At 72.0% G+C, this 25,877-nt stretch carries 22 protein-coding genes; 12 read left to right on the forward strand and 10 right to left on the reverse strand.

Features of this window, described 5'->3' with window-relative positions; genetic code table 11:
- On the reverse strand, nt 1–296 hold a 296-nt coding region (locus LY05_RS05285), incomplete at its 3' end, for a helix-turn-helix domain-containing protein (protein WP_148922377.1).
- 86 nt (nt 297–382) lie between these two features.
- On the opposite strand from LY05_RS05285, the gene LY05_RS05290 reads away from it, so the two are divergent.
- Nucleotides 383–754, forward strand: a complete 372-nt coding sequence (locus LY05_RS05290) for a transposase (RefSeq protein WP_282957557.1) — start codon at nt 383–385, stop codon at nt 752–754.
- Nucleotides 755–761: 7 nt separating this feature from the next.
- Here the strand turns inward: LY05_RS05290 and LY05_RS05295 are convergent, their stop codons facing one another.
- The gene (locus tag LY05_RS05295) at nt 762–2,561 is read right to left on the reverse strand and encodes a tetratricopeptide repeat protein (RefSeq protein WP_148922378.1); all 1,800 of its coding nucleotides are present in this window, start codon (nt 2,559–2,561) and stop codon (nt 762–764) included.
- 189 nt (nt 2,562–2,750) lie between these two features.
- On the opposite strand from LY05_RS05295, the gene xrtD reads away from it, so the two are divergent.
- Nucleotides 2,751–4,376, forward strand: coding sequence for a VPLPA-CTERM-specific exosortase XrtD (gene xrtD / locus LY05_RS05300; RefSeq protein ID WP_148922379.1), 1,626 nt, complete (start codon nt 2,751–2,753; stop codon nt 4,374–4,376).
- 190 nt (nt 4,377–4,566) lie between these two features.
- Here xrtD and LY05_RS05305 read toward each other — a convergent pair whose 3' ends face one another.
- Entirely contained in the window at nt 4,567–5,886 is a 1,320-nt protein-coding gene (locus tag LY05_RS05305) for an HlyC/CorC family transporter (protein ID WP_428842390.1), read from the reverse strand.
- 254 nt (nt 5,887–6,140) lie between these two features.
- Here LY05_RS05305 and cysS point away from each other — a divergent pair, with 254 nt between their 5' ends.
- The 3 genes from cysS to LY05_RS05320 are packed head-to-tail and all read left to right on the forward strand — an operon-like array spanning nt 6,141 to nt 10,077.
- Nucleotides 6,141–7,583 (forward strand): cysteine--tRNA ligase, encoded by a 1,443-nt coding sequence (cysS, locus tag LY05_RS05310; protein ID WP_148922380.1) that lies wholly within the window; start codon nt 6,141–6,143, stop codon nt 7,581–7,583.
- Nucleotides 7,580–9,211 (forward strand): citramalate synthase, encoded by a 1,632-nt coding sequence (cimA, locus tag LY05_RS05315; protein ID WP_148922381.1) that lies wholly within the window; start codon nt 7,580–7,582, stop codon nt 9,209–9,211. Before cysS ends, cimA begins: the two co-directional genes overlap by 4 nt.
- Nucleotides 9,208–10,077: a squalene/phytoene synthase family protein gene (locus LY05_RS05320; protein WP_148922382.1), complete on the forward strand. Its 870-nt coding sequence runs from the start codon at nt 9,208–9,210 to the stop codon at nt 10,075–10,077. Before cimA ends, LY05_RS05320 begins: the two co-directional genes overlap by 4 nt.
- Before the next feature lie 7 nt (nt 10,078–10,084).
- Here the strand turns inward: LY05_RS05320 and LY05_RS05325 are convergent, their stop codons facing one another.
- The 6 genes from LY05_RS05325 to ssb all read right to left on the reverse strand — a co-directional run bounded on the left by LY05_RS05325 (nt 10,085) and on the right by ssb (nt 18,256).
- Nucleotides 10,085–10,618 carry a class I SAM-dependent methyltransferase gene (locus LY05_RS05325; RefSeq protein WP_148922383.1) on the reverse strand — a complete coding sequence of 178 codons (534 nt, stop codon included), beginning with the start codon at nt 10,616–10,618 and terminating at the stop codon, nt 10,085–10,087.
- 44 nt (nt 10,619–10,662) lie between these two features.
- Nucleotides 10,663–12,027: a methylenetetrahydrofolate--tRNA-(uracil(54)-C(5))-methyltransferase (FADH(2)-oxidizing) TrmFO gene (gene trmFO / locus LY05_RS05330; RefSeq protein ID WP_148922384.1), complete on the reverse strand. Its 1,365-nt coding sequence runs from the start codon at nt 12,025–12,027 to the stop codon at nt 10,663–10,665.
- Nucleotides 12,028–12,064: 37 nt separating this feature from the next.
- Nucleotides 12,065–13,348, reverse strand: coding sequence for an MFS transporter (locus LY05_RS05335; RefSeq protein ID WP_249041865.1), 1,284 nt, complete (start codon nt 13,346–13,348; stop codon nt 12,065–12,067).
- A 163-nt stretch (nt 13,349–13,511) separates the two neighbouring features.
- Complete coding sequence (gene gyrA / locus LY05_RS05340; RefSeq protein WP_282957558.1) at nt 13,512–16,271, reverse strand: DNA gyrase subunit A; 2,760 nt, start codon at nt 16,269–16,271, stop codon at nt 13,512–13,514.
- Between the two features lie 239 nt (nt 16,272–16,510).
- Entirely contained in the window at nt 16,511–17,722 is a 1,212-nt protein-coding gene (locus LY05_RS05345; RefSeq protein WP_148922387.1) for an NAD(P)/FAD-dependent oxidoreductase, read from the reverse strand.
- A 21-nt stretch (nt 17,723–17,743) separates the two neighbouring features.
- The gene (ssb, locus tag LY05_RS05350; RefSeq protein ID WP_148922388.1) at nt 17,744–18,256 is read right to left on the reverse strand and encodes a single-stranded DNA-binding protein; all 513 of its coding nucleotides are present in this window, start codon (nt 18,254–18,256) and stop codon (nt 17,744–17,746) included.
- Nucleotides 18,257–18,400: 144 nt separating this feature from the next.
- Between ssb and uvrA the strand changes: the two genes are divergently transcribed.
- From uvrA to LY05_RS05380, 6 genes are all read left to right on the forward strand, one after another.
- On the forward strand, nt 18,401–21,268 hold the full coding sequence (gene uvrA / locus LY05_RS05355; RefSeq protein ID WP_148922389.1) for an excinuclease ABC subunit UvrA: 2,868 nt from the start codon (nt 18,401–18,403) through the stop codon (nt 21,266–21,268).
- Nucleotides 21,269–21,352: 84 nt separating this feature from the next.
- Nucleotides 21,353–21,787 carry a CBS domain-containing protein gene (locus LY05_RS05360; RefSeq protein ID WP_148922390.1) on the forward strand — a complete coding sequence of 145 codons (435 nt, stop codon included), beginning with the start codon at nt 21,353–21,355 and terminating at the stop codon, nt 21,785–21,787.
- Nucleotides 21,788–21,875: 88 nt separating this feature from the next.
- A complete protein-coding gene (gene coaD / locus LY05_RS05365; RefSeq protein WP_072745752.1) occupies nt 21,876–22,370 on the forward strand; it encodes a pantetheine-phosphate adenylyltransferase in 495 nt (164 codons plus the stop codon).
- A gap of 19 nt (nt 22,371–22,389) precedes the next feature.
- Nucleotides 22,390–22,971: a peptidylprolyl isomerase gene (locus LY05_RS05370; RefSeq protein WP_148922391.1), complete on the forward strand. Its 582-nt coding sequence runs from the start codon at nt 22,390–22,392 to the stop codon at nt 22,969–22,971.
- Nucleotides 22,972–23,006: 35 nt separating this feature from the next.
- On the forward strand, nt 23,007–23,492 hold the full coding sequence (locus tag LY05_RS05375; protein ID WP_072745753.1) for a peptidylprolyl isomerase: 486 nt from the start codon (nt 23,007–23,009) through the stop codon (nt 23,490–23,492).
- A 24-nt stretch (nt 23,493–23,516) separates the two neighbouring features.
- Nucleotides 23,517–24,062, forward strand: a complete 546-nt coding sequence (locus LY05_RS05380) for an RSP_2648 family PIN domain-containing protein (RefSeq protein ID WP_148922392.1) — start codon at nt 23,517–23,519, stop codon at nt 24,060–24,062.
- Between the two features lie 12 nt (nt 24,063–24,074).
- On the opposite strand, the gene LY05_RS05385 is transcribed toward LY05_RS05380, so the two are convergent.
- Nucleotides 24,075–24,788 (reverse strand): M48 family metalloprotease, encoded by a 714-nt coding sequence (locus LY05_RS05385; protein ID WP_148922393.1) that lies wholly within the window; start codon nt 24,786–24,788, stop codon nt 24,075–24,077.
- Nucleotides 24,789–24,919: 131 nt separating this feature from the next.
- Here LY05_RS05385 and LY05_RS05390 point away from each other — a divergent pair, with 131 nt between their 5' ends.
- Nucleotides 24,920–25,870, forward strand: a complete 951-nt coding sequence (locus tag LY05_RS05390) for an SGNH/GDSL hydrolase family protein (protein ID WP_148922394.1) — start codon at nt 24,920–24,922, stop codon at nt 25,868–25,870.
- The last annotated feature ends 7 nt before the right edge of the window (nt 25,871–25,877 follow it).

Consider the following 25,877-nt stretch of genomic DNA (forward strand, 5'->3'; position numbering starts at 1 on the left):
CAGCCATAGGCCGGGTGCTCGAGCGCCAGCGCCTTGATCTTCTCCACCGTCTCCGGCGGGGTCGTCTGCGGGTGGCTCTTGTGGATCGGCGGCAGGTCCTTCAGCCCCTCGAAGCCGTGGGTCTGAAACCGCCGCCGCCATTCGTAGAAGCTGGTGCGGTCCATGCCCCGCCGCCGGCATGCCTCGGCGACGTTGCCAAGCTCTCTGGCCAGTTCAAGCACGCTCAGGCGCTGCTCGGCCACCTTCGTCGCCGCGTCACGCGACCCGCGCTTCTTTGCTGTCAATGATTGTCCCATGAGATGGTCCTCCTTTCCCTGTATCGCACGGAAAGAAGGTTAAGGGAACAGCTTATGACCGGTCGACCGCGCGAAAGCGCGACATCCTGTGTTCGATCCCCGGCCTTGGCCCGATCGTGGCGGCGGCGATCCTCGCCTTCCTGCCCGAAATCGGCTCGCTGGGACGGAAACAGGCCGGAAGCCTGGCCGGGCTGGTTCCTCACCGCCGCGAGTCCGGCCAGTGGAAGGGAAAGTCCTTCATCAGCGGCGGGAGAAAACCCCTGCGCGATGCGCTCTACATGCCGGCGCTCGTCGCCATGCGCTTCAACCCGGACCTGAAGGCCAAATACACCGCGCTTCGCGAAGCCGGAAAACCTGCAAAGGTTGCTCTCGTAGCCCTCATGCGCAAGCTGATCGAAACCGCAAATGCGCTGGTCAAGGCCGATCGACCCTGGGTCGAAAATCGCGCTTGCGCATGACGGATACTCAAAGCGTCTGCAACAGGGCCCGTGCGCGCGCGCCATGGGGGCCGTCGGGGTCCAGCTCGACGGCGCGGCGCAGGCGGCTGCGCGCCTCGTCGCGCGCGCCCAGCTGCGCCAGCAGCGCGCCCAGATCGGCCAGGATCTCGGGCTGGTCGGGCGCCGAGCGGGCCGCGGCCTCGAGCCGCGCGCGCGCCTCGTCGAGGCGCCCGGCGCGCATCAGCGCCACCCCCAGCGTGTGCGCGACCGCGGGATGGGCGGGGTTGATGCGCGCGGCCTCCTCGGCGGTCTCGAGCGCCTCTTGCGCGCGGCCCATGCGCAGCAGCACCAGCGCCAGATTGTTGAGCGCCGGCCAGTGCCCGCGCACCTGCGCGATCAGGGCGCGGTATTGGGCGGCGGCTTCGTCGTCGCGGCGCGCGGCGTCCAGCAAGGTCGCAAGGTAGAAGCGCGCGGCGGCGTTCTCGGGATCGACCTCGACCGCGCGGCTGGCCAGCGCGATGGCGTCGTCCGGATCGCCCGCGGCGGCGGCGGTCCGCGCCGCTTCGTGCAGCGCGACCGGGTCCGAGGGCCCGCGGCGCAGGGCCTCGTCGGCGGCGGCGCGCGCGGCGGCCAGATCGCCCAGATCGCGTTCGAGCCGCGCGCGCGCCGCGGGGCCAAGGGGCAGGGCGGGCCATTCGCGCGTCAGCCGCTCGAGCGTCGCGCGCGCCCCGGCCGCGTCGCCGGCCTCGGCGCGGATCTCGGCCAGAAGGCGCAGCGCCTCGGGCGTCGCCGCCTCGCCCTGCGTCGCCTCGGCCAGGATCGCCGCGCCTTCGGTCGGGCGCCCGGCGCGGCGCAGAACCGTGGCCATGCGCAGCGCGACCGCCAGCGGATCGGCCGCCAGCGGCCGGGCCTTGCGCAGGGTCTCGACGGCCTCGTCGGCGCGACCCTCGCGCGCCAGCTGGTCGGCGATGTGGATCAACGGCGCGGGGTCGGCGGGATCCAGCCGCGCGGCTTCGCGCAGCGCTTCCATGCCCTCGGCCGCGCGCCCTTCGGCGATCAGCGCCAGGCCGCGGCCCATCTGCGCGCGCGCGTCCTCGGGCGCCAGGGCGGCGGCCAGCTCGAATTGCTTGAGGGCCAGCGCCGGGCGGCCCGAGCCCAGATAGGCGTCGCCAAGGGCCTTGTGCGCCTCGGGAAAGCGGCTGCGGTCGTTCTCCCACGGCGCCAGAAGGCCGATGGCGCGCGAATGGGCGCGCTTGAGGTTGTAGAGCGCGGCCAGGTTCACGCGCGCGCCCGGCTCGGCGCCGGCGCTGGGGGGCAGGGCGGTTTCGTATTCGCGGATGGCGGCGTCGATCTGGCCGCGCGCCTGCAGCAGCGCCGCCAGGCGCAGCCGCGCCGCGGTCAGCGAGCGGTCGCGGCGCAGGGCCTCTTCCAGCGCCTGCTGCCCCTCGTCCTCGCGCCCGAGCGCCAGCAGCGCAAGCGCGCGGCGGTGGTGCAGGCCGGCCGAGGCGGGGTCGCGCTCGAGCGCCCCGTCGAAGACCTGCAGCGCCTCTTCGGCGCGGCCGTCGCGCAGCAGCGCCTCGCCCAGAAGCGACATGGCCCGGGCGTCGTCGGGGCTTTGTTCGAGATGCGCGCGCAGCAGGCCCGCGGCCTCGGCGGCGCGGCCCTCGGCCAGCAGCCGGGCGGCGCGTTCGAGCGTGCGGGTCTGCTCGCGCTCTTGCGCGCCGCCGAGCGGGTCGATCACTGCCGCCGCGGCGCACAGGGGCGCGGCGGTCAGGGCCAGAGCGGCGAGCGCCCCGAGGGCGGGGCGTCGGAAGAGGGGGTCGGTCATCGGGCGCCTTTCCTGCGGCTCCTGCGGCGCCGCCCGCCGGAGGGCGTGGGGCGCGCGCCTTCAGCCTAACCGCCGTTCGGCCTGCGTTCAACGCGGGCGCGCCGACGGTTTGATCGCCGGGGCCGATGGGTTATGTTGGCAGGCGGGCGCCCGGCGCCCCGGATTGCGTGACGAAGGAATTCCATGCCCATGACCAGTTCCGCCGATGCCGCCGCGCAGGGCGCGCGCCCCTCGTCCGCCGGGCCCGTCTGGCTTGGCCTTTGCCTGCTCGGCTCGGCGCCGATCTTCTGGCCGGGGATCGAGTCGCTGCTCAAGGCCTGGAGCACGCCCGAATACAGCCACGGGCCGGTGATTCCGCTGCTCTCGGGCTACTTGTATCTACGCGAGATGCGCGACGTGCCGCCCGCGCAGGGCCCCATCCGCGACCGCGGCAAGGGGCTGGCGGTGCTGGCGCTGGGGCTGTTCCTGGCGGTGGCGGGCAATCTGGTGCGCATTCCCGACATCGTCACCTACGGCATGATCGTCTGGATCTTCGGCATGATCCTGACGGCCTACGGATTCCGTCGCGGGCTGACCTTCTGGCCCTCGGTGCTGCACCTGGTGTTCATGCTGCCCTTGCCGCAATTCCTCTACTGGCAGGTGACGGTGGGGCTGCAGCTGATCTCGTCGCAGATCGGGGTCGAGCTGATCCGCCTGGCGGGGGTGCCGGTGTTCCTGGACGGGAACGTGATCGACCTGGGCGTCTACAAGCTTCAGGTCGCCGAGGCGTGCTCGGGGCTGCGCTACCTGTTCCCGATCATGTCCTTCTCCTACGTGTTCTGCGTGCTCTACCGCGGGCCCTGGTGGCACAAGGCGGCGCTGCTGCTGTCGGCCATGCCGCTGGCGGTGCTGATGAACTCGATCCGCATCGGCATCATCGGCGTGCTGGTGGACCGCTACGGCATCGGCATGGCCGAGGGCTTTCTGCACCTGTTCGAGGGGTGGGTGATCTTCGCCGCCTGCATCGGCCTTCTGTTCCTGCTGGCCTGGACGCTGCAGCGGCTTCAGCCGCGGCCCATGCCGCTGGCCGAGGCGCTGGACCTGGATTTCGACAACGTGCTGCCGCAGCTGCGCCGCGCCTTCGACATCGCCCCGGGGCGCGCGGCGCTGGCGGCGCTGGCGCTGACGGCGGGAACCTCGGCGGCCTGGGCGCTGGCCCCGGGCGCCGACCGCGCCGAGGTCCCGCGCGAGCCTTTCGCGCTGTTCCCGCGCCAGCTCGGCGAATGGCGCGGGGCAAGCGGCCTGCTCGACCGCGACATCGAGCGCGTGCTGGGCGCGGACGACTACTACACCGCCCTTTACGCGCGTCCGGGCGATGCGGACGGGGTGGATTTCTTCGTCGCCTATTACGACAAGCTGACCGAGGGCGGGGGCATTCACTCGCCCGAAGTGTGCATTCCCGTCGGCGGATGGGAGATGTCGCGCATCGCGCTGCAGGAGCTGACCTTCCCGCCCGAGACCGGCATCGCGCCCTTCGTCGCCAAGCGCGCCGTCATCCAGAAGGGCGAGAACCGCCAGCTGGTCTATTACTGGTTCGAGCAGCGCGGGCGGCGCATCACCAACGACTTCCTGGCCAAGGCGCTTGTGGTGTGGGATTCGCTGCGGCTGGGGCGGACCGACGGCGCGCTGGTGCGCGTGATCACCCCCATCGGCCGGGGCGAGAACGCCATGGCCGAGGCCGAGGCGCGCCTGCGCGACTTCCTGGCCGAGGCGCTGGTTCCGCTGCCGCGTTTCGTGCCGCCCCACCCGCCGCTGGCCGATCCGCGCGCGGGCTGAGGGGCGCGGTCCAAGGGGGCGGGGGGCCGGCCGCCGGGGCTGGCGGCGCCGAGGGCCGACGGGGGGCCGACGGGGGGCCGACGGGGAACCGACCGGCGACGGCCGTGGGACCGGGGGGAAGACCGGGCGAATCGGGCTGCGGCGCGCGGGCGGGGCGAGGGGGCAGGCCGCCCCGCGCACGTGCGCTGCGTCAGTCCAGCTTCTTGACCCGCAGGCGCGTGATGCGGTTGCGCTTGCGCTCGAGCACCTCGAAGCGGAAGCCGTGGAAGCTGAAGATCTGCCCCGGCGTCGGAATGGCCTGCGCCTCGTGGATCACCAGCCCGGCGACGGTGTTCGCCTCGTCGTCGGGCAGCGACCAGTCGCAGGCGCGGTTGAGGTCGCGGATGGTCATGGCGCCGTCCACGATGACCGAGCCGTCGGGCCGGCGCTCGAGCCCCTCGCGCGTGGGGTCGTGCTCGTCCGAGATGTCGCCCACGATCTCTTCCAGAATGTCCTCGAGGGTGATGAGCCCTTGCAGGTCGCCGTATTCGTCCACCACCAGCGCGAAATGGCTGCGGCGCTTGAGAAAGGCGCGCATCTGCTCGTCCAGCGAGGTGGTGTCGGGCACGAACCAGGGCTGCATGGCGATCGCCAGCGGGTCGAGCTTGCGCACCGCCGCGCTCCAGTCGCCGCCGTTCTCGCGCACCAGGCGGTTGACCTCGCGCAGCAGGTCCTTGGCGTGGATGACGCCGACGATGTTCTCGGGGTTGTCCTTCCAGATGGGCAGCCGCGTGTGGGTCGAGGCAAGGCACGCGTCGATCAGCTCTTCGGGCGGCAGCGAGGCGTCGATCATCTCGATGTTGCGCCGATGGGTCATCACCTCGGACACCTCGCGGTGACGCAGGTCCAGCGCCGCCAGAAGGCGGTCGCGGTCGTCCTTGGCCACGGCGCCCTCGTGATGGTGCATCACGATGGCCTCGGCGATCTCCTGATGCGCCAGCACCTTGGCCTCGGGGTCGGTGCGCACGCCCAAAAGCCCCAGAAACCCGCGCACGAAGCGCGACACCGCCGCCACCGCCGGCGCCAGCGCCCACACCAGCAGCGCGATGGGACGCGAGACGCGCTCGGCCGCCGCCTCGGGCTCGGTGATGGCGTAGGTCTTGGGCGCGACCTCGGCGAAGATCAGCACCAGCAGGGTCATGACCAGCGTCGCCAGCGCCACGCCGCTTTCGCCGAACAGCGCCGTGAACAGCGTGGTCGCCAGCGCCGCCGACAGGATGTTGACCAGGTTGTTGCCCAGCAGAATCGCGCCGATCAGCCGCTCGGGCTCGCCGCGCAGGCGCAGCGCAAGCGCCGCCCCGCGCGAGCCCTTTTCGGCCATGGCGTGCAGCTTGGCGCGGTTGGCGGCGGTCAGCGCGGTTTCCGAACCCGAGAAGAAGGCGGACATCAGCAGCAGCAGAAGGATCGCCGCGCCGTTCCACAAAATCGCGGGGTCGTCGAAAGCCATCAGTGCGGGGGCCGTTTCGGACATGGACATGCTTCCTTTCTTGCGCGCAACGCCGTTATGCGCCGATCGCCTCGGGCGCGGCAAGAGCGCGCGCGCCGCGCTGGACAGCGCGCGCGGAATGGGGCATCAGAGGGGCCATGACCGTCGCCGCCAGAACCGCCGTTCACATCGCCGCAATCCGCATCATCCGCTGACTTGCCCTCCGCGGCGGCGCGTCCTTTCGACCATCGGGAAGGCGGCCGGCGCCGCGGAAGGCGCCGCGCATCCGGGGCCTTGCCATGACCGAGCATCCGATCCGACTCCGCAACTCGCTGACCGGCCGCAAGGAGGCGTTCGTCCCCATCGACTGGACGCGCGACATGCCCGACGAGTCGCGCCGCGTGCGCATGTATGTCTGCGGCCCCACCGTCTATGACCGCGCCCATATCGGCAATGCGCGCCCGGTGGTCGTCTTCGACGTGCTGTTCCGCCTGCTGCGCCGCCTCTACGGCCCCGAGCGCGTGATCTACGCGCGCAACATCACCGACATCGACGACAAGATCATCGACCGCGCGCGTCTTGCCGGCCGCCCCATCGAGGACATCACCCGCGAGACCGCCGCCTGGTTCGCCGAGGACATGGCCGCGCTCGGCGCGCTTCCGCCCACGCTTCAGCCGCGGGCGACGGAATGGGTCGGGCGCATGATCGCCATGATCGAAACGCTGATCGCCAGGGGGCACGCCTACGAGGCCGAAGGCCATGTGCTGTTCTCGGTCGACAGCTGGCCGCAATACGGCGCGCTCTCGCGCCGCTCGGTCGAGGACATGATCGCCGGCGCCCGCGTCGAGGTCGCGCCCTACAAGAAGAACCCCATGGATTTCGTGCTGTGGAAGCCCTCGACGCCCGAGCAGCCCGGCTGGGACAGCCCCTGGGGGCGGGGGCGTCCGGGCTGGCACATCGAGTGCTCGGCCATGGCGCAAGAGCTGCTAGGCGCCGATTTCGACATCCATGGCGGCGGCGCGGACCTGATCTTTCCCCATCACGAGAACGAGATCGCGCAGTCGTGCTGCGCCGCGCCGGGCAGCGGCTTTGCGCATGTCTGGATGCATAACGGCATGATCCGCGTCGATGGGCGCAAGATGTCGAAGTCGCTTGGAAACTTCATCACTGTCAAGGATTTGCGAGATGAAATTCATCCGCAGGTGATCCGCCTGACGCTGCTTTCCGTCCATTACCGCAAGACGCTGGACTGGACCGCGCAGCGCGTGGCCGAGATGGCCGACTGGCTGGCCTCGGCCATCGCCGCCACGCCCCCCGACTGGAACGGCGAGGAGCTGGGCCCCGTGCCCGAGCAGGTGATGCGCCGGCTGTGCAACGATCTCGACACCCACGGCGCCTTCGTCGAGATCGGCCTGCTGCGCACTGCCGCGGGGCCGGGCGGGCGCGACGACGCCGAGGCCTCGCGCCAGGTGGCCAGCGCGCTGGCCTTCCTCGGCTTCGACCGCTCGTGGCTGATCGCGCGCGAGTCCGGCGCGGCCGACCTGCGCGCCAGCGCCGCGCCGCTCATCGAGAAGCTGCTCGAAGAGCGCCGCGCCGCCCGCGCCGCGCGCGACTTCGCCCGCGCCGACGCCATCCGCGATCTGTTCAAGGCCGCCGGCGTTCTGGTCAAGGACACCCCGCAGGGCCCCGAGTGGGAGCTGGGCCCCGATTTCGACCCCGCCAAGCTGGAGAACGCGCAATGACCGCCCGCGAGCGTCTTTTCCTTTACGACACCACGCTGCGCGACGGCCAGCAGACCGCCGGCGTCGATTTCTCGGCCGAGGAGAAGGCCCGCATCGCCCGCGCGCTGGACGCGCTGGGGGTGGATTACGTCGAGGGCGGCTGGCCCGGCGCCAACCCCACCGACAGCGATTTCTTCGACGCCGCCCCCAGCCTTTCGCGCGCGCGCCTGACCGCCTTCGGCATGACGCGCCGGGTCGGGCGCTCGGCGGCCAATGACGACGTGCTGGGCGCGGTGGTCAATGCGGGCACGCAGGCGGTCTGCCTGGTGGGCAAGACCCATGACTACCACGTCACCGCCGCGCTCGGCGTCTCGCTGGACGAGAACCGCCAGGCCATCGCCGACAGCCTGCGCCATCTGGCCGCGCTGGGGCGCGAGGCGCTGTTCGACGCCGAGCATTTCTTCGACGGCTACAAGGCAAACCCCGATTACGCGCTGTCCTGCGTCGAGGCCGCCATCGAGGCCGGGGCGCGCTGGGTGGTGCTGTGCGACACCAACGGCGGCGCCCTGCCGCACGAGATCTTCGAGATCACGCAGGAGGTCACGCGCCGCTTTCCCGGCGAGCGCATCGGCATCCATTGCCATGACGACGCGGGGCTTGCGGTGGCCAACTCGCTGGCGGCGGTGGATGCGGGCGCGCGGCAGATCCAGGGCACGCTCAACGGTCTGGGCGAGCGCTGCGGCAACGCCAATCTGATCACGCTGATCCCGACGCTGATGCTCAAGCCGCCCTATCGCGACCGCTTCGAGACCGGCGTCACCCCCGAGGCGCTGACCACCCTGACCTCGGTCAGCCGCATGGTGGACGACATCCTCAACCGCGTGCCCGACCGTCACGCGCCCTATGTCGGCGCGGCCGCCTTCACCCACAAGGCGGGGCTGCACGCCTCGGCCATCCTCAAGGATCCCTCGACCTACGAGCACATTGCCCCCGAGCTGGTCGGCAACGAGCGCGTCGTGCCCATGTCGAACCAGGCCGGCCAGTCGAACCTGATCCGCCGCCTGTCCGAGATGGGGATCGCGGTCGAAAAGGGCGACCCGCGCCTGGCGCGCATCCTCGACCTGGTCAAGCGGCGCGAGGACGAGGGCTATGCCTATGACGGCGCGCAGGCCAGCTTCGAGCTGCTGGCCCGGCGCGAGCTGGGCCTTCTGCCGCGCTTCTTCGAGGTCGAGCGCTACCGCGTCACGGTCGAGCGGCGGCGCAACGCCCTGCAGCGCGAGATCACCGTGTCCGAAGCCGTGGTGGTCGTGCGCATCGACGGCGAGCGGGTGATGAGCGTGTCCGAGTCGCACGATCCCGTCTCGGACGCCGACCGCGGGCCGGTCAACGCGCTGAGCCGCGCGCTGGCCAAGGATCTGGGCCGGTATCAGAGCTACATCGACGACATGCATCTGGTAGATTTCAAGGTGCGCATCACCGGCGCGGGCACCGAGGCGGTGACCCGGGTGCTCATCGACAGCGCCGACGGGCAGGGGCGGCGCTGGTCCACGGTCGGGGTTTCGGCCAACATCGTCGACGCCAGCTTCCAGGCGCTGCATGACGCGCTGGTGTGGAAGCTGGTGCGCGACGGCGCGCCCGCCGCCGCATGAGCGCCCCCGCCCGCGTCCCCGCCCACGACGCCGACGCCGAGGCCTGCGCCGAGCTGCTGCGCCGCGGCGATCCCGACCGGCTGCGCACGGCGCTGGCGGCGGGGGACAAGGCGCCGCGGCTGCTGGGGCTTTACGCCTTCAACCTCGAGGTGGCGCGCATCGCCTCGGCCGCGCGCGAGCCCATCCTGGCGCAGATGCGGCTGCAATGGTGGCGCGACGCGCTCGAGCGGCTGCACGCCGGCGGCGCGGCGGCCGACCATCCGGCGCTGGCGCCGCTGGCCGAGGCGATGGCCGCGGCGCGGCTCGATCGCGCCTTGTTCGACCGCTATCTGGATGCGCGCGCGCTTGATCCCGAGGGGCCCAGCTTCGCCGAGGAGGGGGCGCTGCACGCCTATCTGGCCGATACGGGCGGCGCGCTGATGCGGCTGGCGGCGCGGGCGCTGCTGGACGGGGCCGACGCCGACGCCCTGGCCGTCGCGGACGAGGCCGCTGCGCATATGGGCTGGGCCTCGGCCGCGGCCAATCTGACGCGCGCGCTGCCCGCCCTTTACGCGCGCGGGGCCGAGCCCTTGCCGCTGGACGCGCCCGCCGATCGCGCGGCCATGGCCGAGGGGCGCACCCCGCCGGCGCTGCGCCCGGCGCTGGCGGCGCTGGCGCGCGCGGGGCTGGGGCGGCTGGCCCGGGCGCGGGCGCTGCGCCGGCGCGTGCCGCGCGCCGCGGCCCCCGCCTTTCTGGCCGGCTGGGAGGCCGAGCGCATTCTTCGCGCCGCCGCGCGGCCCGATTACGACATGTTTTCAGGGCATCAGGCGTCCGAGTTCAGACGCCGCGGCAGCCTGGCGCTGCGCGCGCTGACGGGGCTTTGGTGAGCGCGGCTCAGAGCTTGCGCATGACGTAGAGCGTCGCCTCGCGCCCGTCCGGGGCCCGATGCAGACCGCGCTCCTTGACCTCGAGCAGCGCCGCGCCCGAGTCGAGCAGCTCGGTCAGCCGCGCCAGGCGCTCGCGCTCGGTCTCTTCGTCGATGGCGGTCGCGACCAGCCCTTGCGGCGCGGCCAGCGCCAGCGCGCCGTCCAGCAGCTCGGGCGGGGCGTCTTCGGGCGGGGTCAGCAGCACGACCCCCGCATAGCCCCCCGGCGCCGCGGCCGCGGCCGCATCGGCCGGGTCCGCCTCGATCAGCCGGCGATAGGCGCCCACGGCCTGCGCCTGCGCCAGAAGCGGCTTGCGCGGGTCCAGCCCGTCGATGGCGCGAAAGCCCAGATCGCTCAGCGCCGCGCCGGTCAGGCCGGCGCCGCAGAAAAGGTCGAGGATCGGCGCGCCGCGATCGGCGATCAGCTCGGCCAGCGCCGCGGCGGCGCGCAGATGCGCGTCCGCGCGCGCGGCGTCGGTCGATGGTGCAGCGTTCATGTTCATGGCATCCTCCCGCAAAGTCATTCTCCGACCTTGGGGGGCGCAAGTCAAACCGGCGCCGCCGCGGGGGCGAGCCGCGCCCATTCGCGCCACAGCGGCTTGGCGCGCTCGGTGTAGGCGCGCGCGCGCTCGCGCTTGCCGCGCCGCCCGCCGCGCGCCCCGTCCAGCGGCGGGAACAGGCCGAAATTCACGTTCATGGGCTGGAAGGTCTCGGCCTCGGCCCCGCCGGTGATATGCGCGTGCAGCGCGCCGATGGCGGTTTCGCGCGGGGGCGGGGGCAGGGGGCGGCCCAGCCGCTCGGCCGCGGCCAGACGTCCGGCCAGCAGCCCCATGGCGGCGCTTTCCACATAGCCCTCGACGCCGGTGATCTGGCCCGCCAGGCGCAGCCGCGGATCGGCGCGCAGGCGCAGCTCGGCGTCCAAAAGCCGGGGGGCGTTGATGAAGGTGTTGCGGTGAATGCCGCCAAGGCGCGCGAAGCGGGCGTTCTCGAGCCCCGGAATCATCCGAAAGACAGACACTTGCGCGCCGTGCTTCATCTTGGTCTGGAAGCCGACCATGTTGTAGAGCGTGCCCAGCGCGTTGTCGCGGCGCAGCTGCACCACCGCATGGGGCTTGACGTCGGGCTGGTGCGGATTGGTCAGCCCCACGGGCTTGAGCGGACCGTAGCGCAGGGTCTCGCGGCCGCGCTCGGCCATGACCTCGATGGGCAGGCAGCCCTCGAAATAGGGGGTGTCGCGCTCCCAGTCCTTGAACTCCGTCTTCTCGGCCGCCAGCAGCGCGTCGACGAAGGCCTCGTATTGCGCGCGGTCCATGGGGCAGTTGAGATAGGCGGTGCGCTCGGCCTCGGTCTCGCCCTTGTCGTAGCGCGACTGGAACCAGGCCTTGGACATGTCGATGCTGTCGGCATGCACGATGGGCGCGATGGCGTCGAAGAAGGCCAGCCCGTCCTCGCCGGTCAGGGCGCGCAGGCGCTCGGCCAGCGCGGCCGAGGTCAGCGGACCCGTGGCGATGATGACGCTGCGCCAGCTTTCGGGGGGCCAGTCGATTTCCTCGCGGCGGATCTCGATCAGCGGGTGCGACTCGAGCGCGGCGGTCACGGCGGCCGAGAATGGCTCGCGATCGACGGCCAGGGCGCCGCCGGCGGGCACGCTGTGCCGGTCGGCCATGCGCATGATCAGGCCGTCGGCCTCGCGCATCTCCCAATGCAGCAGGCCCACGGCGTTCGTCTCGTCGTCGTCCGAGCGGAACGAGTTCGAGCAGACCAGCTCGGCCAGCCCGTCGGTGCGATGGGCGTCGGTGGCGCGCACGGGGCGCATCTCGTGCAGGATGACGGGCACGCCCATGCGCGCAGCCTGCCATGCGGCTTCGGAGCCGGCCATGCCGCCGCCGATGATGTGAACGGGTTCGATCATGGCGCCCATGTAGGGCTTTTCGCGGGGATTTGCAAAGTCATCCGCGCTGCGCTTCGGCCAGGCCCGCGGCGACCGGAACCGAGGCCGCGCTCATCAGCGCAAGCGCGGCCAGCGCCGCGGCGGGTCCGGCCAGCTGCGCCAGCAGCCCGACGCCGCCCCCCAGCAGCAAGAGCGCGCCGATCGCCGTGTTCGCCAGGGCCACAAGGCGCGCGCGCTGTTTCTCGTCGGTCATGTCGGTCAGATGCACCTTGCGCGAGACGCGCGCGCCCGCATGCGCCAGCTGAAGGGCGAACAGCGCCCCCGCCGCGGCCCATGGCCCCGCCCCCGCGCCCTGAAGGGCGGTGATGAGCGCGCCCGCGCCCAGCGCCGCCGCGCCCAGCGCCCCCGCGGCCATCATCGCCCGCCGGCTCGAGCGGTCGGCCGCGCGGCCCCACACATAAGAGGACAGCGCCGCCGCCAGCGCCGAGGCCAGCACCAGCGGGCCGAGAGCCCCCTCCGCGCCGCCGCCCTTCAGCGCGGCGGCGCCCATGACCAGAAAGGGCGGCCCCAGCGCCGTCGCCGCCAACAGGCCCCGCGCGGCGACGAAGCGGCGAAAATCGCCCGGGCGAAGCAGCGGCGCCAAGGACGGCCAGGCGTCGCCGCGCCCGGCGTCCTCCGGCCCCGCGGGCGCGCCAGGCTCTTCCTCGAGACGCAGAAAGACCGCCGCCGCCGCCAGCCATGCCAGGCCCGCCAACGCCGCGGCGCCCGCCAGCGCCGATTGCGTCTGCGGCACGATCCCGAGCCAGAGCAGCGCGCCGAAGGCCAGCGCTCCGGCCGAACCCGGCGTCGCCGCCACCCCCGTGACCGCGCCGCGCCGCGTCTTTCCGACGGTGCGGGCCAGCGCGTCCTTGTGGCTGACCGAACAGGCGGCCCGCGCCACGGCCAGCGCCGCCAGGCACAGCGTCGCCGCAATGCCCGCCGGCCAGCCCGACAGCGTCGCGCCCGCCGCCGCGATCCCCAGCGCCGCCGCGCCCTGGCCCGCCGCGCCCAGGGCCCAGACGCGCTTGCGCAGCGGCGCGCGGCGCACCCGCTCGGCCAGGGCGATCTGGGGCAGCAGCGCGCCGGCCTCGCGCACGGGCGCCAGCGCGCCGATGAAGGCGGCGGGCGCCCCGGCGGCGCTCAGCAGCCAGGGCAGGACCAGCTTGGGGTCGATGAGCGCGTCGGCCAGCCGCGTCAGCGTCAAGGCCGCGACGTGGCGCAGGAAATCGCGCGGCTCGGCCGCCCGCGGCGCAGGAGCGCTCGGCCCCGAGGGCGCCAGCGCGCGGAAGATGACCTCGCTCATCGCCATGCGCGCAGGATAGGCCGCGCCGCGCGGCGGCGGCAAGAGCGCGCCACGGGCGCGTCGGACGCGGCGCGGGCGCGTCTGGGGAACGGGGCGGGGGCGCTGGGGCGCGGGCATATGGCGCAGGGCGCGGCGCGGGGCCGCGCCCTTGATGCCGGGCGCCTCAGCCCTCGGCCGGGTCCGCGCCCGGCTCGTCGCCCGGCTTCGACGCCGCCGCCTCGGACGATGCGGGGGCGGCCGCAGGGGCATCCCCGGAATCGGCCGCGGGCGCCGCGCGCTCGTCCTCGCCATGCTCGGCGATGCGGGCGGCCGAGACCACGCGCTCGCCCTCGGCGATGTCGAGAATCTTGACCCCGCCCGCCGCGCGCGAGCGGAACGAGATGCCCGCCACCGGGCAGCGGATCGACTTGCCCGCATCGGTGGCCAGCATGATCTGGTCGTCCGGCTCGACGGGGAAGGCGGCGACCAGAAGCCCGCCGCGCATGGCCCGGTCGATGGCCGCCACGCCCTGGCCGCCGCGCCCGCGCACGGGGTAGTCGTGGCTGGAGCTGAGCTTGCCCTGGCCGCGCTCGGTGATCGTCAGGATCAGCTCCTCGGCGGCGGACATCTGCGCGTAGCGCTCGGGCGAGAGGGGCGCGTCGGCCGCGGCCTCGTCCTCGTCGGCCTCGATCTCGTCCTCTTCGGCGGCGCCGGCCATCATGCGGCGCATCTTCAGATAGGCCGCGCGTTCTTCGGGCGTGGCCTCGAAATGGCGCAGGATCGACATGGCCACCACGCGGTCGCCCTCGGCCAGGCGGATGCCGCGCACGCCCGTCGAGTCGCGCCCCTTGAACACGCGCACCTCGGTCACCGGGAAGCGGATCGCCTTGCCCTGCGCGGTGACGAGCATCACGTCGTCATCCGGCGCGCAGATGCGCGCGTTGACCAGGCTGACCCCCTCGGGCAGCTTCATGGCGATCTTGCCGTTGGACTTGACGTTGGTGAAGTCGGACAGCGCGTTGCGCCGCACCTGCCCGTCCGAGGTGGCGAAGAAGATCTGCAGCTTGTCCCAATCCTCTTCGGGCGCGTCCACGGGCATGATCGCGGCCACCGACACGCCCTGCGCGATGGGCAGGATGTTGACGATGGCCTTGCCGCGCGCGTTGCGCCCGCCCGGCGGCAGGCGCCAGGTCTTGAGCTTGTAGACCATGCCGTCGGTGGTGAAGAACAGCAGCTGCGTGTGCGTGTCGGCCACGAACAGGCGGGTGACGAAGTCTTCGTCCTTGGTGGCCATGCCCGCCAGCCCCTTGCCGCCGCGCGCCTGGGCGCGGTAGTCGACCAGCGGCGTGCGCTTGATGTAGCCCTGATTGGTGACGGTGACGACCATGTCCTCGCGCTCGATCAGGTCCTCGTCGTCGAGATCGCCCGCATAGTCCACGATCTGGGTGCGGCGGGGCGTGCCGAACTCCTCCTTCACGGCGCGCAGCTCGTCGGCGATGATGGCCATGATCCGCTCGCGCGAGCGCAGGATGTCGAGATAGTCGGTGATGCGCGCGGCCAGATCGCGCAGCTCGTCGGTCACCTCCTGCACGCCGAGCGCCGTCAGGCGCTGCAGCCGCAGGTCGAGGATGGCGCGCGCCTGCGTCTCGGACAGGCGGTAGGTCCCGTCCTCGGCGACCATGTGGCTCGGATCGTCGATCAGGCGGATGTAGGGCGCGATGCCGGCGGCGGGCCAGTCGCGGGCCATCAGCCGCTCGCGCGCGGTCTGCGGATCGGGCGAGGAGCGGATCAGCGCCACCACCTCGTCCACGTTCTCGACCGCGACGGCGAGGCCGCACAGCACATGGGCGCGCTCGCGCGCCTTGCGCAGGTCGAAGGCGGTGCGGCGGGCGACGACCTCTTCGCGGAAGGCGAGGAAGGCGGTCAGAATGCTGCGCAGGTCCAGCTGCTCGGGCCGGCCGCCGTTCAGCGCCAGCATGTTGCAGCCGAAATGCGTCTGCATCGGCGTGTAGCGGAACAGCTGGTTGAGCACGACTTCGGGGGTCGCGTCGCGCTTGAGCTCGATGACCACGCGCACGCCGAAGCGGTCGGATTCGTCCTGAACGTGGGCGATGCCCTCGATCTTCTTCTCGCGCGCTAGCTCGGCGATCTTCTCGATCATCGTCGCCTTGTTCACCTGGTAGGGAATTTCCTCGACGATGATGGCGTAGCGGTCCTTGCGGATCTCTTCGACGCGGGTCTTGGCGCGCATGATGACGCTGCCGCGGCCCTCGTGATAGGCCTTGCGCGCGCCGGCGCGGCCCAGGATCAGCCCGCCGGTGGGGAAGTCGGGGCCGGGGATGCGCTCCATCAGCTCCGAAACCGTCAGGTCGGGGTTCTCGATCAGCGCCAGCGTCGCGTCCACCACCTCGCCCAGATTGTGGGGCGGGATGTTGGTGGCCATGCCCACGGCGATGCCGCCGCCGCCGTTGACCAGAAGGTTCGGAAAGCGCGCGGGCAGGACGACGGGCTCGCGGTCCTTGCCGTCGTAGTTGTCCTGGAAATCGACCGTGTCCTTCTCGATGTCGGCCAGAAGCGCCTGCGCGGCCTTGGCCATGCGCACCTCGGTGTAGCGCATGGCCGCGGGGGCGTCGCCGTCCATCGAGCCGAAATTGCCCTGGCCGTCAAGGAGCGGCAGGCGCATCGAGAAGTCCTGCGCCATGCGCACCAGCGCGTCGTAGATCGCGCTGTCGCCGTGCGGGTGGTATTTGCCCATCACGTCGCCCACGGGGCGGGCCGACTTGCGATAGGGCTTGTCGTGCGTGTTGCCGGTCTCGTGCATCGCGTAGAGGATGCGCCGGTGCACGGGCTTGAGGCCGTCGCGCAGATCCGGGATGGCGCGGCTGACGATCACGCTCATGGCGTAATCGAGATAGCTGCGCTTCATCTCCTCCTCGACCGAGATGGTGGGGCCGTCGTAGACGGGTTTCTCGGGCGCGGCTTCGGGCGTGTCGGAGGCGTCGGTCAAGGGCTCGTCCTGTTCGGGATCGTCGTTGAATCGCGGGCTTGTCGCGCGGCCCGCGCGCGGGCGCTCCCTTATAGGACGCGGGGCCGGCGGGGGCAATCGCCGCGGGGCTTTCGCGGGGTCTTGCGGGTTGGCCCGGGCGGGCGGGCGCGGCGGCCCCGCGGGCGGCGCGCGCGGGGTCAGAGCGCGCGCAGATCGCGCGCGGGGTCGGCCAGCGCCTCGGGGTCGGGCGAATGGCCGGCCTCGAGCCAGCGCTTGCCGGTCATGTAGGCGCGCGGATCGTTCATCGCCTCGACGGCGACGAGGCGCGCGCCGCGGAACAGCCAGACCGACAGCGCCCCTTCGCGCGGGCCGGGGCGCGCGACGGCGCGGTCATGGCCCGCGCCCAGCCCGGCGATCTGCAGCTTGACGTCGTATTGATCCGACCAGAACCAGGGAACGGGCGCGTAGGGGCGCGCGCGCCCCAGCATGTTGGCCGCCGCCGCCTGCGCCTGGTCGATGGCGTTCTGCACGCTTTCGAGCCGCACCCGCGCGCCCTCGAGCGGAAACGAGGCGCAGTCGCCCGCCGCGAAGATGTCGGGGTCCGAGCTGCGGCAGAATTCGTCGACCGCCACGCCGTTCTCGCAGGCCAGGCCCGCCGCCTCGGCCAGCGCGACGTCTGGCGCGGCGCCTATGCCGATGACGGCGAAATCGGCCTCGATGCGCGCGCCGTCGGTCAACTCGGCGCCGACGAGCGCGCCGTCGCGCCCGATCAGCCGCGCCACGCCCACGCCCTCGCGCAGATCGACGCCATGGGCGCGGTGCAGGTCGCGAAAGAACGCCGCCGTGCGCGTCGCGGCGACGCGGCCGAGGATGCGTTCGGCCGCCTCGACCAGCGTCACGCGCAGCCCGCGCGCCGCGCACACCGCCGCGACCTCGAGCCCCACATAGCCGCCGCCGACGATCAGCGTCCGGCGCCCGGCGCGCAGCTGCGGCGCCAAGGCGTCGGAATCGGCCAGCGTGCGCAGCGTGAACACCCCCGCCAGATCGCCGCCGATGGCCGCGGGCAGGCGGCGCGCGCGCGCGCCGGTGGTCAGCGCCAGGCGGTCATAGGGCAGGGCGCGCCCGTCCTCCAGATGCACCAGCCGCGCGGCGCGGTCGATGCGTGCGGCCCGCGCGCCGCGGATCAGCTCGACGCCATGCTCGGCGTAATGGCTTTCGGGACGCAGGAACAGGCGCTCGCGCGGGATCTCGCCCAGAAGGTATTTCTTGGACAGGGGCGGGCGCTGATAGGGCGGGGCGGGCTCTTCGCCGACAAGGGCGATGGGGCCCGCATGCCCCTCGGCGCGCAGCGCCTCGCACAGCGCCGCGCCGGCCTGCCCGGCTCCGATGACGACGATCCGCTCGGCCATGCAAGGCGCCCCGCGCGGCGATCAGAAGGGGATCTCGTCGTCGTCGATGCCCGACCCGCCCGAGGGGCCGGCGCCGAAATCGTCGGCGCGCCCGCCTCCGCCCGAGCCCCCGCCCGAGCCCCCGCCCGAGCCGCCGCCCGAAGGCCCGCCATAGCCGCCGCCGAAGTCGCCGCCGCCCTCGCCGCGGCTGTCGAGCAGGGTCAGCTCGCCGCGATAGGGGCGCAGGACGATTTCGGTGGTGTAACGGTCCTGCCCGCTCTGATCCTGCCATTTGCGGGTCTCGAGCTGGCCTTCGATATACACCTTCGACCCCTTGCGCAGGTAGCGCTCGGCGATGTTGGCCAGGGGTTCGGAAAAGATCGCCACCGAGTGCCACTCGGTGCGCTCGCGCCGCTCGCCGGTGTTGCGGTCCTTCCAGGTCTCCGACGTCGCAATGCGCAGGTTGCAGACCTTTCCGCCGTTCTGGAAGGTGCGAACCTCGGGATCGCGCCCGAGATTGCCGATGAGGATGACCTTGTTGACGCTGCCCGCCATGCGCTTCTCCAGTGCCGCGATTCCGTGGTTGCGCGCAGCCTATCGAAGGCCGCGGCGGGTTTCCAACGGTGATTGAGCGCCGCGGGGACTCGCATCCGCGCGCGGATGGTTTATGTAGCGGCGGTGACCTGAGCGGAGCCGAGCATGACGACCGAGCCCAAGACCATCGCGATCCGCGGCGCGCGCGAGCACAACCTCAAATCCATCGACGTCGACATCCCCCGCGACCGGCTGGTGGTGATCACGGGGCTGAGCGGGTCGGGCAAGTCCTCGCTGGCCTTCGACACCATCTACGCCGAGGGCCAGCGGCGCTACGTCGAAAGCCTGTCGGCCTATGCGCGCCAGTTCCTCGACATGATGCGCAAGCCCGACGTGGACCGCATCTCGGGGCTCAGCCCCGCCATCTCGATCGAGCAGAAGACGACCTCGCGCAATCCGCGCTCGACCGTGGGCACGGTGACCGAGATCCACGACTACCTGCGCCTTCTGTTCGCGCGCGCCGGAACGCCGCACAGCCCGGCCACCGGGCTGCCGATCGAGGCGCAGCAGGTCTCGGACATGGTCGACCGCGTCATGGCGCTGCCCGAGGGGACGCGCGCCTATCTGCTGGCCCCCATCGTGCGCGACCGCAAGGGCGAGTATCGCAAGGAATTCGCCGAGCTGCGAAAGCAGGGCTTCCAGCGCGTCAAGGTGGACGGCGCCTTTCACGAGCTCGACGAGCCGCCGACGCTGGACAAGAAGCTGCGCCACGACATCGACGTGGTGGTGGACCGCATCGTCGTGCGCCCGGGGCTCGAGCAGCGCCTGGCCGACAGCTTCCAGACCGCGCTGGCCCTGGCCGACGGCATCGCCGTGATCGAAACCGCCCCGGCCGAGGGCGAGCCCGAGCGCATCGTGTTCTCGCAGAAATTCGCCTGCCCGGTGTCGGGCTTCACCATCCCCGAGATCGAGCCGCGGCTGTTCTCGTTCAACGCGCCCTACGGCGCCTGCCCGGCCTGCGACGGGCTGGGGGTCGAGCTGTTCATCGACGAGCGGCTCGTCGTGCCCGACGAAAGCCTGAGCCTTTGGCAAGGCGCGATAGCGCCCTGGGCCAAGACGCGCACGCCTTACTTCAGACAGACCATAGAAGCGCTGGGAAAACATTACGGTTTCGACATTCACGCCCCCTGGCGCGACCTGCCCGAGAAGGCGCGCCAGGTCCTGCTGCGCGGCTCGGGGGGCGAAGAGATCCGCTTCCGCTATGACGAGGGCGGGCGCGTCTACCAGATCTCGCGCCCCTTCGAGGGCGTGATCCCCAATCTCGAGCGCCGCTGGCGCGAGACCGACAGCGCCTTCATGCGCGAGGAGTTCGAGCGCTACCAGAACAACCGCCCCTGCGGCGCGTGCGGGGGCTACCGCCTCAAGCCCGAGGCGCTGGCGGTCAAGATCGGCGGGCTGCATGTGGGGCAGGTGTCCGAGATGTCGATCCGCGAGGCGCTGGAGTGGTCGCGCGGCGTCGAGGCGCAGCTGAGCGCGCAAAAGGCCGAGATCGCCCGGCCCATTCTCAAGGAAATCCGCGAACGCCTTGGTTTTCTTGTGAATGTCGGGCTCGACTACCTGACCCTGGCGCGCGGCTCGGGCACGCTCTCGGGCGGCGAAAGCCAGCGCATCCGCCTGGCCAGCCAGATCGGATCGGGGCTGACGGGGGTGCTTTACGTGCTGGACGAACCCTCGATCGGCCTGCACCAGCGCGACAACGGACGCCTGCTTCAGACCCTGCGCAACCTGCGCGACCAGGGCAACACGGTGATCGTGGTCGAGCATGACGAGGAGGCCATCCGCGAGGCCGACCACGTCATCGACATCGGCCCCGGCGCGGGGGTGCATGGCGGGCGCGTGATCGCGCAGGGGCCGCCCGCGGCCATCGCCGCCGATCCGGCCTCGCTGACCGGGCAATACCTGTCGGGCAAGCGCGCCATCCCCGTGCCCGAGCGCCGGCGCCCCGGCTCGGGGCGCGCGCTGCGCGTGCTGGGCGCCAGCGGCAACAACCTGCGCGACGTGGACGTCGAGTTCCCGCTGGGCACGCTGACCTGCGTCACCGGCGTGTCGGGGGGCGGCAAGTCGACGCTGGTGATCGAGACGCTGTTCAAGACCGCCTCGATGCGCCTGAACGGCGCGCGCCAGACCCCGGCGCCGTGCCGCGCCATCGAGGGGCTCGAGCATCTGGACAAGGTCATCGACATCGACCAGTCGCCCATCGGGCGCACGCCGCGCTCGAACCCGGCGACCTATACCGGCGCCTTCGGCCCCATCCGCGACTGGTTCGCCGGCCTGCCCGAGGCCCGCACCCGCGGCTACAAGCCCGGCCGCTTCAGCTTCAACGTCAAGGGCGGGCGCTGCGAGGCCTGCCAGGGCGACGGCGTCATCAAGATCGAGATGCACTTCCTGCCCGACGTCTATGTCGAATGCGAGACCTGCAAGGGCAAGCGCTACAACCGCGAGACGCTCGAAATCAAGTTCAAGGACAAAAGCATAGCCGACGTTCTTGACATGACGGTCGAAGAGGCCGCCGACTTCTTCTCGGCCGTGCCCGCGATCCGCGACAAGATGGAGACGCTCAAGCGCGTGGGGCTTGGCTACGTCAAGGTCGGCCAGCCCGCCACCACCCTGTCGGGCGGCGAGGCCCAGCGCGTCAAGCTGTCCAGGGAGCTGGCGCGCCGGGCCACGGGCCGCACGCTCTACATCCTCGACGAGCCCACCACCGGCCTGCATTTCGAGGATGTGCGCAAGCTGCTCGAAGTGCTGCACGAGCTGGTCGAGCAGGGCAACACGGTGATCGTGATCGAGCACAACCTCGACGTCATCAAGACCGCCGACTGGATCGTCGACATCGGCCCCGAGGGCGGCGACGGCGGCGGGCGCGTCGTGGCCGCCGGCACGCCCGAGGACGTCGCGCGCGTCGAGGCCAGCCACACCGGCCGTTACCTGCGCCCGATCCTGGCCGCGACGGGGCGCAGGGCGGGGGCGGCCTGAGAGCGCGGGCCAACGCGCGCCTTGACGGGCGCGCGCGCCCCGGTCACGCTTGAGCAAAGCGATGCAGCCGGGAGGAAGACGCGCATGATCGTCCTGCAGATTCTCAAGAGCAAGGGCTCGTCCAAGGTCGAGACCATCCGCCCCGACGCGCCGTTGTCCGAGGCCGCGGCGCGGCTGTCGGCGCGGCGCATCGGCGCGCTGATCGTGTCGCGCGACGGCCAGACGGTGGACGGCGTGATTTCGGAACGCGACATCGTCCGCGTGCTGGGAACCGAGGGCGCCGCCTGCCTCGACCGCCCGGTCGAGGCGGTCATGACCCGCAAGGTCAGCAGCTGCGCGCCGTCGGACAAGGCCGTCTCGGTGCTGGCGCGCATGACCGAAGGGCGCTTTCGCCACATGCCCGTGCTCGAGGACGGCAAGCTGGCCGGGGTGATCTCGATCGGCGACGTGGTCAAGGCGCGCATCGAGGAGGTCGAGCGCGAAAACGCCGCCATGGCCGACATGATCAGCGGCGCCTGAGCCCGGGGCGCTTTGGGCTTGACCCGGGCGGCGCAATATTGTTGCGTCGCAGCGCGAGCGACGAAGCAAGCGAGGGGAGCACGCCCGAATGCGCACTGGACTTTACCCGGGCACCTTCGATCCCGTCACCTACGGGCATCTCGACATCATCCGCCGCGCCGCCAAGCTGGTCGACCGGCTTGTGATCGGCGTGGCGATCAACCGCGACAAGGGGCCGCTCTTCTCGCTCGAGGAGCGCACCCGCATGCTCGAGGCCGAGGTCGCCCCCATCGCGCGCGAGGCGGGCATCGAGATCGTCGCCGAGCCCTTCGAGAACCTGCTCATCCACTTCGCCGAGCAGGTGGGCGCGCAGGTCATCGTGCGCGGGCTGCGGGCGGTGTCCGACTTCGAATACGAGTTCCAGATGGTCGGCATGAACCGCGCCATGAACGACCGCATCGAGACGCTGTTCCTCATGGCCGACGCGCATCACCAGGCCATCGCCTCGAAGCTGGTCAAGGAGATCGCGCGCCTTGGCGGGGACGTGTCGCGCTTCGTCCCGCACGAGGTCGAGCGCGCGCTGTTCTCGCGCCTCAAGAGCTGAGCGCAGGGAAAGGAAGCCGATGCCCCTGAACATCCTCCGCCGCCTCGCCGCCGGCCTGTGCGCCGCCGCGCTGGCGCTGACGGCCGCCACCGGCCCGGCCGCCGCCGCCGATCCCGAGAACACGCTGGTCATCGAGCTGGAATCGGGGCCGGTGCTGATCGAGATGCTGCCCGACCTCGCGCCGCGCCATGTCGAGCGCATCAAGACCCTGGCGCGCGCCGGCGCCTATGACGGCGTGATCTTCCACCGCGTGATCGAGGGCTTCATGGCCCAGACCGGCGACGTGCGCTACGGCCGCGCCGACCGGCTGGACCTGCGCCGCGCGGGGATGGGCGGATCGGATCTGCCGAACCTGCCGGCCGAGTTCTCGAACATCGCCGCCTTCGAGCGCGGCGCCGTGGGCATGGCCCGCGGCCGCGATCCCGACAGCGCCAACTCGCAATTCTTCATCATGTTCCGCGCCGCGCCGCATCTGAACGGGCAATACACGCTCTGGGGGCGGGTGATCTCGGGCATGGAGCATGTCGACCGCATCGCCCGCGGCGAGCCGCCGCGCAACCCGGACCGCATGCTGCGCGTTTACGTCCAGGCCGATCGCTGAGGCCGACCCCGCAAGGGGCCAGACAGGAAAGACAAATGGAAATCAAAGACCCCGAGAACACTCTTGTCATCACGCTCGAACATGGCGAGGTGGCGATCGAGATGCGCCCCGACCTGGCCCCGCAGCATGTGGCGCGCATCAAGGAGCTGGCGCGCGAGGGTTTTTACGACGGCATCCCCTTTCACCGCGTGATCGAGGGCTTCATGGCCCAGACCGGCTGCCCGCACGGGCGCGGCACGGGCGGCTCGTCCAAGCCGAACCTGCCGGCCGAGTTCTCGGACGAGCCGTTCGAGCGCGGCACGGTGGGCATGGCGCGCACGCCCGATCCGAACTCGGCCAATTCGCAGTTCTTCATCATGTTCGCGCCCGCGCCGCATCTGAACGGGCAATACACCGTCTGGGGCAAGGTGATCTCGGGCATGGAGCATGTCGACGCCATCGCCCGCGGCGAGCCGCCGCGCAACCCGGACCGCATGCTCAAGGTCCGCGTGGCCGCCGACGCCCCCGCCGCCGAGGGCTGAGCGACGGCCCCGCGCCGCGCCTTTCTGGACGCCTGCGTCCTCTACCCGCCGCTGGTGCGCCGGCTGCTGCTGGCGGCGGCGGGGCGGGGGCTGCTGCGGCCGCTGTGGTCGGCGCGGGTGCTCGAGGAATGGGCGCGCGCGGCCGAACGCCGCCATGGGCTGGACGAGGGCCGCGCCGTGCGCGCCGAGGGCGCGCTGCTTGACGCGCTGTGGCCCGAGGCCTCGATCCCGCCCGCCGCGGGGCCCGCGCCGACGCTGCCCGACCCGGACGATGCGCATGTGCTCGCGGCGGCGCTGGCCGGGCGGGCCGAGATCCTCGTCACCTTCAACCTGCGCGACTTTCCCGCCCCCAAGCTGCGGCGGCTGGGGCTGGCGCCGCTGCATCCCGACGCCGCCTTGTGGGAGCTGTGGGGCGCCGCGCCCGAGCTGATGCGCGCCGCGACCGCCGAGGCGCTGGCCGCCCATGTTCCGCCCGGCGCGCCGCCCCTTGCGGCGCACGAGGGGCCGCAGGCGATCAAGCGCGCGGGCCTGCCGCGTCTGGCGCGGCTGATGCGTCGCGAGATGGGCTGAGGCGCGCGGGCCTCAGCCGCCGGGCTCGGCGCAGCCGTTCTTGCGCGCCCCCTCGTCCCAGCGCGCGTGCAGGGCGCGGATGCGGGCGATGCGCTCTTCGATCTTCGGGTGGCTGGCCAGCCAGGCGGGGCCGCCGGCGGGGCCGGCGATGTCGGCCAGCTTGCGGAACATGGAGATCTGCGCCGCGGCGGGCAGGCCGGCCGCGCGCATCAGCGCGGCGGCGTAGGCGTCGGCCTCGAACTCGTCCCGGCGCGAAAGCCGCGCGGCCAGAAGGCCGGTCAGCAGCGTCGCGATCCATGCGCCGATCCCGGGCAGGAGCCGCCCCAGCACCATGGCCAGCGCCGCGCGCGCCGCGTTCTGCCCGGTCCAGTCGATCATGCGCCGGCGCGCGTGGCCCAGCGCCACATGGCCCAGCTCATGCGCGATGATCGAGCCGATCTCCTCGGCCGAGAGCCGCCCCAACCGATACTGGTCGATCACGCCCTGGGTGACGAAGATGCGCCCGTCGGGCGCGGCAAGCCCGTTGAAGACCGGAATGCGATAGACATGCGCGCGCAGGTTCTCGGCCCCGGCGGCGCGGCCCAGGCGGCGCACCACGGCTTCGAGCGGCGGATCGTCCAGCGGCGCCGAGCGCGCGTCGAGCTCGCGTCGCAGCCGCCAGGCCGAGAAGCGCCACATCGCCAGCGCCCAGGCGATCATCAGAAGGATCGGCGTCAGCTTCAACATGCCTTGGATATAGGGCGCAAAGGCGCGCGCGTCACCCGCATTGACGCGGCGTCGCCGCAAGCGGCGCTTGCGCGCCAGGGGGGCGTGCGGCAAGCTTTGGTTAACCAATATTGCGATCCAGGGAGGGATTCATGAAACATCCATTCGCCGCGGCGGCGCTGGCGGCGCTGCTGGCCGGGCCGGCGGGGGCCGTCACCGTCGCCGAGCGCTATTCGAGCTTCATCGTCTTCGGCGACAGCCTGTCCGATCCGGGCAATCTCTATGCCGCCACCGGCGGCGCGGTTCCGCAAAGCCCGCCCTATTACGCCGGCCGCTTCTCGGACGGTCCGGTCTGGGCCGAGACGCTGGGCGCGAAATTCGCGGCCGAGGGCAAGCCCGTGGCGAATTACGCCTTCGGCGGCGCCAAGGCGGTGCAGGCGACCGATTCTCCGTTCGACATTCCAGATCTGGCGGACGAGCTGGGCCTTTTCGCCTTTTCGGGCATGCCCGCCGCGCTTGGTCCCGAGCCCCTGGCGGCGCTGTGGTTCGGGGGCAACGATCTGTTCAAGGCCCAGGGCGACGGCGGCGCGGCGCTGATCGCGGCGGCCGAGGCGGCGGCCGATGCCGTGGCGGATGCGGCGCAGAGCCTGTTCCTGTCCTACGGCATCGAGGACATCCTGCTGGTCAATCTGGGCGATGTGGGCGCGACGCCCGCCTATGCGGGCGGGCCGCTCGAAGCGGACATGACCGCGGCGACCCTGGCCTACAACGCGCGGCTTGGGGCGAACGCCGACCTTCTGCGCCTTTCGGGGCTGAAGGTGACCCTGTTCGACAGCTATGCGCTGGGCAAGCGCATCGCCGACGATCCCGCGGCCTATGGCATCACGAACGCGACGGACGCGTGCTTCGACGGCGCGACGGTCTGCGCCGATCCGACCGCCTACGCCTTCTTCGACGGCGTGCATCCGTCCTCGACCGCCCACAACATCCTGGCGGCGCGCATCGAGGCGGCGCTGCCCGTGCCGGTTCCGGCGGCCGGCGGGATGCTGTTGCTGGGGCTTGGCGCGCTGGCGGCGGCGGGCGCGCGGCGCAAGGCCGCCTGAGCGGCGC

The organism is Oceanicella actignis, from assembly GCF_008124525.1.
Classification (GTDB): Bacteria; Pseudomonadota; Alphaproteobacteria; order Rhodobacterales; family Rhodobacteraceae; genus Oceanicella; species Oceanicella actignis.